Origin of the sequence: Agrobacterium sp. LR_9, assembly GCF_041954855.1 — a bacterium.
Classification (GTDB): domain Bacteria; phylum Pseudomonadota; class Alphaproteobacteria; order Rhizobiales; family Rhizobiaceae; genus Agrobacterium; species Agrobacterium leguminum.
Genome location: NZ_JAVAYA010000038.1, coordinates 20,037 through 29,864, shown reverse-complemented (window position 1 = coordinate 29,864; position 9,828 = coordinate 20,037). Strand labels below are relative to the sequence as shown.

The following is a 9,828-nucleotide window of genomic DNA, read 5'->3' as shown; positions in this document are numbered from 1 at the left end:
AAAACAGCCGAGGCTCTAATCGCAGCCGGATGAAACTTCAGTGGCAGGTCAACATGGGCAACGTTTCCAGCCGCTCTAAACCATACATCATGGCGTCAACATAGTTGGACACTTCACGGATATCATCAACCGGCTGCCCGGCTTGAGCTTCGGTCTCAAACCGCAAGAGATCAGAAAGGGTCGACTGTGTGCCTTCAATCTGCGAGGAAAGAACGGCTTCCTTCCTTACATACATATAAAGAAAAAGCTCCTGTCTCGGCAGCAGCATTGTGATACCATCCAAGCGTCCTAGTGCGCGCTCAGCCAAGCTGAGGCGCTCTAGCAATGAAAGCACATCAATCGCCGGCTCGGGCGGCAATGGTGGGGGCACGAACGCCCGCACTGTTTCACTGGCAGCGACCGTTTCGACGAAACGACCCAAGCGGTTTCTGGATTGGGAATCAGACATAACCCAATATCAGCCGCCCCCCTTAATTAAGCAAGGCGCATTTCATTTAATTAAGCGACAGGTGTAGATAAGCCCGCTTAATTAACACGCCAATATTGAGTTCCTTACCTTCGATCCAGGCGGCGTAGGCGCCTAGTACGATAATTATGCGCCATTAGAAGTGACACGCCCGATACATCCTTTGTTAAAGCTCGCCCCCTATTCCCGCTCGCCCTCGGCACTGGTGCCGAGAGAAACGGAATGAGCATGACTAAACCCGACCTTTTATCACGACATTTTCAGCGGAAAATTTCAAAATTCTGCGAGCTTCGCTCTTGAAAGGATGTGAACCGCTGATCACGCGCCCACCGACGACATTGAACTAATCTTGGCCGGGCACCGACCCTACTCACATCTCCGGCAACATCTAAACAGGAATGCAGACTTTCTCGGTCCGCTTGGTGTCGTTGCGAGCCCGGAAACTTCGGCTGCTGCGACCAAACACTACCGTCGATCGTTTTTCGATAGCCGATATCGTACACTGTGCGCATGTAAGCCCCGTTCAGCGGGTCGGTGATGGAGTAGGGCACCTGCTCATCGATCGACGCGATATTGAGATCAAGGGCGGATCTCAGCCCATAGTTGTAAAGGGCGATCAAACCTTGCTTTGTTTGTGACTTGAGCAGGATCGCGTATGCTCGTGCCATGATCGGCAAAGCCCTTTCAGGTGACAGCGAAAACTCAGGAATGAGCGCGTTGTTGATGATCACATAGATGTGGAGATTTTTCTCGCGTGCCTGACCTGATGCGACGAACAGGTGTTCAGGCAACGTAAGAAACTGCGACGAGCTGCCACCATCGGAGTGCAATTCACGAATCTGCCTGCCATCCACCACCGCACCGATCGAAACAGGCGGGAAGATGCCGGGAACGCTCGCTGATGCGATTAAAATCTGGCGCACCAGGGCTAGAGCCTCCTCCCTGTCGCTATTTGCAATGGCGCCTATGTTCCAGACGACCGCCCGCTGCGTGTCGAGGTTCGTGGTCATTACCAAGAGACGGCGTCCCGCTTGATGTTCGCGCGCGATTTCGCGCAGGATTTCATCCGTGATGTTATCTTCGACCATCTTCCGAAGAGCATCGCCTTGGAGGAGGCTTGCTGAGAGGACGCCAAGCCCTTTCCAGTCGATGTCGACAAGACTGCGAGCTTCATTGGAAAGATAGAGGCGCCTCAGCCGCGCATCATAGGCGGGCCCCAAGAATGCAAACGGCGCAATCAGGGCCCCTGTGCTCACGCCGGTTACCACCTCGAATTGTGGTCGGCTGCCGCGTTCGCTCCAAGCGGAGAGAATGCCGACGGAAAACGCGCCTCCAGCGCCACCGCCCGATATGGCGAGCATCGACGGCTTTTGTTTACCGATTACCGGGCGCCAAGAGGCGTGCACCGACTCCGGGGGCCGCGGATCATCCAAATGAGCCCTTATGTTTGCGAAGCCGACGATTTGTGCGCGCCCTGCTTCCGATGCGGTGTATACCGGACGAGCGGGTGCCGTACACCCGCTGAGAAAGAAGAGAAGACATAGCGCAATGAGATTTGCGCAAATCCCGCAGGAACTCAGCATGGAGCGCATCGTCATGCTTCAGCGCCGCCCTGACGCGGAAGCCGGGCCGCCGCTATGAGTGCGCCCACGATTGCCACAACTACGGCAATGCCAATCCACAAGCTATAGAGCGCGTATCCAAGGATGAACCCACCGAGTACCGGTGCGATAATATCTGTCACTGCGAGCAGGGACTGGGCGGCACCCAGAACCACGCCCTGCCGCTCGGACGGTACATGGGTAGAAAGCGCTGCGAGATATGTCGGCTTTGCGAGAGCATCGCCGGTACTGATACACAGAACTGCGATGACCAGCACGGGTATACTTTTAGCGACACCAGCGGTGATGAACCCCAAGCAGATCAGAAGGAATATCAGGAGGATCAGATCACGTTCGGTAAGGTGTTTGCCGAGCCAGCCGAGTAGGAACACTTGGGCAAAGACGTTGACCGCACCGTCCAACATGATGAGGTAGCTCAGTTCCTTCGCCCCGAAGGCATGACCATGCCATTGAAACGTCTCCGCGAGGAAGACCGGCATTTGCGAAATGTATGTCCCGTAGGCGAAGAAGTGGCATAGCATGACGATGACGAGAGCACGAACGACAGGCGACGCTGCGATCGCGCGGAGCGATATTTTTCCGCCGCGCGGCCGCTCTTTTGCAGTCTTTGTCGAACGTCCTCCATCCAAGCAAAGAGATGTAACGAAAATGGACGTGGCTACCAACCCAAGCGCGGCGAGGACGGGAATTGTCAGCGACATCTCGGATAGGAAACCTGAAAGCCCTGCGCCAACAATGCCGCCGAGGCCCGCACCGCCTACGAGGATCCCCATGGCACGCCTGCGGTTTGAGGCATCGGTGTGATCTGCAATATAGGCCGCAGTGACAGAGATGTTGCCCCCGGTAAGTCCGAAGAGTGCCCGAGCGATAAGGATGAACGCAACGCTCGGCGCGATTGCAAGTAGCGCAAGGCTCGCTGCTGCAACGCACTGGCTCGTCAGCAGGACATTCCTCCGGCCGAAGCGATCGGAGAGTTGCCCAAGAGCAGGGGCAGAGGCGAATTGGCCGACTGCCTCGGCGGCGATGACTATGCCTAGCACGAGCGGCGTACCGCCCATTGCCCGGACATGAAATGGCAGAACCGGCAAAACGGAAGCGGTGCCGGCGGCGTTCGCGCAAACGATTGCGAAGACCGGAAGGATGATCCGCCAATCGAGCGGCTTGGATGGAATGATGTTGGATTGCGGCTTGGTGATCATATTCCATCCCCTCCTAGTTAGACTCGCGTGACGGCAGGCCTACGCGTTCGAGATAGGCTTCCAGTTGCGCTACACCTTCCGCGTCAAGAGCCAGTATCGTGCCGACATAGCCATCAGGCCGTATCAGGACGCACTCATTCACCCGCAGTCCGTAAGCAGCTCGGACACAACCGAACGCATCGAGGACGTCACCGCGCTGCCCGAGGCGGTGAATATGCAATCCAGGCCGCGATTCCACTCTCCCCTGGCCGTTTACGAGCAGCGTCCAATGTGGCCCGATGAACAATTGGAAGAGCCGCGAAGCCTGTCCCCCTGCCCCCTTTATGGGCGCGTCTGGCGCGCGGTCGCCCGCCTGAAGACCGCTGCTTCGGCTTGCGACGCGAAACGCGAGGGGTGATTGCAGGTATCCGATGTCGAGCTGATGCTCCTCGCGCCCGCGACGAATTTCACCTCGCTTTGCCGCTTCAAGCAGTCGACTTGACAGACCCAGAACCTCCTCCGCCACGGGGCGGCGCTCGGCCTCATATGTGTCAAGAAGTTCGTTCCCGGCTCCGCGGATCACGGCGGCGAGCTTCCAGCCAAGATTGTAAGCATCTTGGACGCTGGTATTGAGACCCTGACCGCCGGTGGGCGGATGGATATGTGCAGCATCGCCCACCAAGAATACGCGATCGACCCTGTATCCATCGGCTAATCGGGCGTTCATAGCATAGGCCGATGCCCAACTGACGTCGTGGACCTTCACCTCGCTGCGGCCTGTCCGCTCGACGATCAGCTTTTCCAACCCATTGGCTGAAAGGTCTGCGTCTCCATCCGGCGAGATCGGAGCCTGTAGCTGGAACAGATCGGTACCTCTGAGCGGGCAGATAGCAACCATCCGCTGCATGTCACCGGTGTTGAACTGCCACCAAACCTCAGGGCTGAGGCCGGTCAGGGCAACATCAGCGACAATCGCGCGCACGCCCAGGGTTTTGCCGGGGAACGCGATACCAAGCGCGTGTCTTACGAAGCTACGACCTCCGTCCGCCCCGATCAGATAGCGTACACGAACCGTCTTCGCTCCGCCCGAACCAGAGATATGTGCTGTAACTCCGTGGCCGTCCTGTTTGAAAGCCGTCAGTTCGCTTCCGAACTCGACCCAGCCCCCCAGTTCCGCCAGCCGGTCCCGCATGATTTTCTCAGTCAGAAATTGCGGGATCATCAGCGGGATATGATACGGCTCCGCAGGTGTCGCCTGAACCCGCTCCCCAAGATCTTTCTCCATGAAGTTGCCGTCGTCGCAATACTCGCGCATCGCTGGGTAAACGCCACCCGCCGCGACGACCTTATCCAGGATACCGAGATCCTCGAAGACCTCTTGCGTCCTTGGCTGAATGCCTTTGCCTCGCGAGCCCGGGAAAGGATCACACGTCTTTTCGATCAGGCGGAAAGAGACCCCTCGCCGCGCCAGTTCTATTGCGAGCGTAAGGCCAGCCGCTCCCGCGCCGCAGATGAGCACATCTGCTTCGAATTCGATTGTCATGTCGTTCTCCATGCGTGTATTATGCACATAATAGGAGGCGGGCCATGTCGTCAAGAAATAATGTGCAAATTACACATATCAGCGAGAAAATCCGTGAACTGCACGGTTCGCTGATCGATATTGTTACCCTTATGAATCAACCCCAGCGTGACGAGGCCCTTGTTCGCGAAGCCGGAATCGCGCTCGATCGAGCCCTCTTCCCGCTCCTCGTTGGGATCGAGCGGCGTGGACCGATCGGCATCGTGGATTTGGCGGCCGGCGTCGGGCGGGACTACACCACGGTTAGTCGGCAGGTCGCGAAGTTGGAGAGCCTCGGGCTTGCTCAACGCAGACAAAGCCCGACTGATCGTCGCGTAAACGAAGTTGTTGTTACGGCGAAGGGCAAGGCAATGACCGACAAGATCGACACGGCACGCGAAAGGATCGCCCTTAGCGTTTTTGCGACTTGGGAGCCGGCCGAAATCGAAGATCTTGTTCGGTTGATGCGAAAGTTCGCGGACGCGATGGGGAAGGAGGCTAGGAAGTCGGACGCTGAGTAGCTATCAAGCCGGCAGCCATCCGAGCCTGTGCAGGCTCGTACATCTCCTCCTCTACGACGTAGCGCCCACCCTCGTCGGGGTTTCAGCGGCTACAATGCTCGGTCTTGCTCAAAACTCTTTCGACTGTTGGTTTTTGGCAGCATATGCTCTTGAAGGGATCAGAACCCTCGCCCCGAGAGTTAGTCCGCCAAGCTATTGAAAATACAGACGGTGCATGCAAGCGGAGCGTGGGTTGTAATGTTGCGTTAAATTATGCAACTTTTGCTCCGGTGAACACCGACAAGTATTGAACCCAAGGCACTGCGGAAAGCGGCCCATCTTGCCTCCTTGAAGAGCATGGAACGACGACCCGCCGTAGCGACGGACTAAGTCTCAGAGGATCAAATCATGGACTTGTGAGATCGATGCAAGTGCTTCAGTGCATAAGCACATCCCCCAGCGCCAGGATCCGGAAGCGGTAACGCAGCAATTCAGTGTTTCTCAGAGAATATTCTCACTCACCTCGCCTACACGGCGGGGATAGGAAAACGCGCGTACCGATCCGGCCAGCCATTACAGTTCGAGCTTTAAAGCCTCATCCATTTGTGCAGGTACCGAACAGCAGATTAGTGCCTCTCCAGCTGCTACGGCACAGCCAGGCTCTGATTGATAGCTGACGGCACCCTTGACAATCTTCGTTCGGCAATCGCCGCAATTGCCTGCTCGGCAGCCGAAGACCGGACTGAGTCCGAGCTGCTCGGCGACTTCCAGCAACGCCCCCCCGCCTGGCTGCCAGAGTGTCTCTTTTCCCGACCGAGTGAAGACGACGCGGATCGGTGCCTTGGCTGCAGGCTTGAGCGGCAGAGAGGACGAGTAAGCACCTGGATCTCGCTTCAGGCCGGAAGGGCCAAACTGCTCTGCATGTATCCGACCGTCTGGGATATTTAGTCCGCGCAGCCCGTCATATATGGATTGCATGAAGGAAGATGGTCCGCAGATATAGAAATCATAGTCGTTAAATGGCAGATGTGCGTTCAACAGCGTCATGTCGACGCGACCGACTGCATCAAAAAGACCTTCGTCCTCGACATCGGGCGCTCCGAGCACCCGGATATCTCGAATTGTCCCTTCGCTGCGCTCAATCAGTTCGCCGATTTCGCGATCAAACGCTCTTTCAGCAGAGACATGCGACGACCGGAACAACCAGATTCCCCGCCGATAGCGCGTCCTGTCGCCAGTTTGGACAACGTGGCGCAGCATGGACAGCAACGGCGTGATCCCGATGCCAGCAGCGAGGAGAACGGCCGGCCGGTTCCGTTCCATCGCGTCGATGGTAAACGCTCCGACCGGTGGCAGTGCCTCGATCTCGTCGCCTTCACGCAGTGCGTGCAAGAGCGTTGATGCCCTACCCTGACTCTTCACGCTCAATCTGTAGAAGCCATCCAATGGAGCACTGGATATTGTATAGCTCCGACGAAGCGAGTCCGCCCCGTCCCTCATTCTGATCGGCAGATGCTGGCCCGCAAGGTGGGGAATGACAGCTTCTTCATCGACTGGTGCAAGGTGAAGCGAACGGACGGTGGAACTCTCCCGAATGGCCTTCTGCACGCGGAAGCGCCGCCACGTCTTTGGCTGGGCTGCTATCTTTAAGCGGCTAGCGGCCTCACTCCATCCGCCTGTCATCAAACTGTTCGGTGACATACCGCCTTCGATCAAGCTCCACCGCAGCGGCAAGGCGTCTTTGCGCATCACCACCTTCTCTGGCATGACATGCCACAGACGCTCGGCGCCCTCGAAGGCGGCAATTTCGGGTGAATCCAAAATGACGTCGACGCGGCCGGTGATCTGCAGCATGTCGCCCGTCTCGTGATCCACGAACAGAAGTCCGGCGCGCGAATTGATGATGAAGTTACCAAGCGTGTTGAAAAACTGATTTCCATTGAAATCCGGTATGGTCAGGCCACCATCGGCATCCACGCGGACGAAACCGCGTCGGCCGCCCCGATGGGAGACATCCACCTGCCGTCCCTCACCCTCGCGCTCCACATATGAGGCAACGAAGAGGGTGTCGGCAGCTGTGATGAGACCCCGTGCGTCTGCGTCCAGTCCATTTGAAACCAGCACCTCGGACCGCCTCGGCAAAGCCGGATCGCGCACAAAGCTGAACTGCCGATTTTGGATGTAGCGCGGACAGTTGCCGAAGCTCTGCCCGACTGAAACGGAAAAGCGTTCGTTGCCGCTGCGGATGACAGTACCATTTAGCCGATTGCGTCGGCGCGTTATTAGATCGACGCCAACCAGACCGATCGGTTCCCCATCGATGATGCCGGCTTCGGCCGGATCATCCGGATCGCTCGCGGCATTAATATCCAGCGTCAGAGGATCGGGCGAATGCAGAAAGCCTGGCCGTCCGCTGCGGATCGTCGCCCATGGCATGCCATCACGATCGACAGATCCGATCACGATGAAGGGCAGCAGCGAATAGAACTCCCGGTGCTGATCGAGCATAAAGGTGCGCAGGACCCTGCGGCCGATGGGGTCCATCTGCTCGACCACGCCGGCGTGCCGCTGCAACTGCAGTTCACCCGCATGCCATGGTGACGATGGTGAGGATTCTTCAGCAGGCATCGGCCTCTCCTTTGGGAAGGCAGCCGGAACCAAGGTCCCGGCCGCAAGATTGTCTCAGGCTGCGAGGCCGACCGGCGTTTTGGGGAAAGGGACGAAACCGGGCAAAGCTTCGATCCGCGCCAGCCACTGGAGAACATGCGGATGCGCTGCCAGGTCGACATTGCCTTCCGGCGCGCCAGCGATGTAGCTGTAGAGTGCGACATCCGCGATCGTCGGCGTTTCGCCTGTCATGAAGGGGTGATCATCAAGCTCCGCATTGATGAGGGCAAGAACCCGGTGAGCGCGTGCGATCACCTCCTCGGCCCGGAAATCTGCCCCGAAGACCGTAACCAATCGCGCCGCGCATGGGCCATAGGCAATCTCTCCGGCCGCGACGGATAGCCACTTCTGGATCTTCGCGGTGGAAGCCAGATCATCCGGCAGCCAGTCTTTGCGTCCGAACTTCGTGGCGACATAGACCAGGATGGCATTGGAATCGTTGACGACGACATCGCCATCTTCGAGCACCGGCACCTGCCCGAACGGGTTTAGCTTCAGGAACTCGGGCGTCTTGTGCTCGCCATGCGCCAGATCAACGTCGACAATCTCAGCTTTCACGTTGAGCAGAGAAAGGAAGAGGCGGGCGCGGTGCGCATGACCCGAAAGTGGAAAGTGATAGAGTTTCATCGCTGGCTCCCTTGAGATCCGGACACCATCATCCGGCGATGGCAGAAAGGTAGCGGCATCCATCTTTTCGTAGTAGAGCTCCATTTCTGGAGTCATCCTCTCGTTTTATGGAAGGCATATATGGATCGGCTTGATTCCATGGCGGTGCTGCTCTCTGTCGTGGAGCATGGCAGCCTTTCCGCCGCGTCACGCGCAATGCACTCGCCGCTCCCGACAGTCAGCCGCAAGATCGCCGAATTGGAGGCTCATCTCGGCGTGCGCCTGATCACTCGCACCAGCCGCCGGATTCTGCTTACAGAGGCCGGGGAGAGTTATGTCGCGGCAGCACGCGAGATTCTCGAGCGAGTGGAAGACGCCGAACGCCGTGCCAAAGGAGAATATGCGGCGCCGAAGGGTGATCTGACCATGACGGCGCCGATTGTCTTCGGCCGCTTGCATGTGCTGCCGGTGATCACGGACTTCCTGAAGGCCTATCCGGATATCAACATTCACCTGACGCTGAGCGATCGGACGGTCAGTCTCGCTGACGAACATATCGATGTTGCTCTGCGCATCAGCGCGCTTTCAGACAGCAGCCTGATCGCGATCCGTCTGGGTTCGATCCGCACCACGACCTATGGCAATCCCGACTATCTGAAGCGGCACTCCCTTCCCTCAAATCCTCACGACCTCAAGGACCATGATTGCATCGCCTTCAACGGAGTACTGTCAACGCGGTCATGGACGTTCCGCGACGGGGCAAAGGAAGTCGAAGTGCCGATCCGGACGCGCCTTTCCGTCAACACGGCAGAAGCGGCGGTCGATGCTGCAGCCGCCGGTCTCGGGATAACACGTGTCATGGCTTATCAGGCGAAGCGAGCAGTCGATGCCGGCTTGCTGGTGCCGCTGTTGGAGACTTTTGAACCGAAGGCGTCGCCGGTTCATCTCCTCCACATATCGGAGGGCCTGATGCCGCTCAAACTCAGAACGTTCCTCGACTTCGCAACTCCGCGACTGAGGGAATTGTTGAGATAGGGTAGGGCTTTCCCACATACGAAGGTTTTGTGAACGCCTTGAACGGATACGAACCGGCGACCTGTTTATCGGGTCGGAACAAGATTAGTGCAAATCGATGGGATGGAAGGCTCTCGCTCCACCGGTGCTAGGATGGCATCGGTTAGGATGGACAAACCGGGAGCGTTCCATCCCATCGATTTCGGACTGCTCT

General features: G+C 57.8%; 7 protein-coding genes and 1 pseudogene. 2 read left to right on the top strand and 6 right to left on the bottom strand.

Features of this window, described 5'->3' with window-relative positions:
• Window positions 1-52: 52 nt before the first annotated feature.
• The 4 genes and pseudogenes from RAC79_RS24490 to RAC79_RS24475 form a co-directional block, all read right to left on the bottom strand.
• Window positions 53-448, bottom strand: a pseudogene (locus RAC79_RS24490) (Fic/DOC family N-terminal domain-containing protein); the annotation flags it as partial.
• Between the two features lie 278 nt (window positions 449-726).
• Entirely contained in the window at window positions 727-2,064 is a 1,338-nt protein-coding gene (locus RAC79_RS24485) for a patatin-like phospholipase family protein (protein WP_220319327.1), read from the bottom strand.
• On the bottom strand, window positions 2,061-3,287 hold the full coding sequence (locus RAC79_RS24480) for an MFS transporter (protein ID WP_220319326.1): 1,227 nt from the start codon (window positions 3,285-3,287) through the stop codon (window positions 2,061-2,063). The genes RAC79_RS24485 and RAC79_RS24480 overlap by 4 nt, the downstream gene beginning before the upstream one ends.
• 13 nt (window positions 3,288-3,300) lie before the next feature.
• A complete protein-coding gene (locus tag RAC79_RS24475; RefSeq protein WP_220319325.1) occupies window positions 3,301-4,809 on the bottom strand; it encodes an FAD-dependent oxidoreductase in 1,509 nt (502 codons plus the stop codon).
• 44 nt (window positions 4,810-4,853) lie between these two features.
• On the opposite strand from RAC79_RS24475, the gene RAC79_RS24470 reads away from it, so the two are divergent.
• Window positions 4,854-5,348, top strand: coding sequence for a MarR family winged helix-turn-helix transcriptional regulator (locus tag RAC79_RS24470; protein WP_220319324.1), 495 nt, complete (start codon window positions 4,854-4,856; stop codon window positions 5,346-5,348).
• Window positions 5,349-5,900: 552 nt separating this feature from the next.
• On the opposite strand, the gene RAC79_RS24465 is transcribed toward RAC79_RS24470, so the two are convergent.
• Together RAC79_RS24465 and RAC79_RS24460 are read right to left on the bottom strand one after the other, a co-directional pair.
• A complete protein-coding gene (locus RAC79_RS24465; protein WP_374997624.1) occupies window positions 5,901-7,955 on the bottom strand; it encodes a pyridoxamine 5'-phosphate oxidase family protein in 2,055 nt (684 codons plus the stop codon).
• Window positions 7,956-8,009: 54 nt separating this feature from the next.
• Entirely contained in the window at window positions 8,010-8,621 is a 612-nt protein-coding gene (locus RAC79_RS24460) for a glutathione S-transferase family protein (RefSeq protein WP_080821278.1), read from the bottom strand.
• A 120-nt stretch (window positions 8,622-8,741) separates the two neighbouring features.
• Between RAC79_RS24460 and RAC79_RS24455 the strand changes: the two genes are divergently transcribed.
• Window positions 8,742-9,635, top strand: a complete 894-nt coding sequence (locus RAC79_RS24455) for a LysR family transcriptional regulator (protein WP_080858341.1) — start codon at window positions 8,742-8,744, stop codon at window positions 9,633-9,635.
• Window positions 9,636-9,828 lie beyond the last annotated feature (193 nt).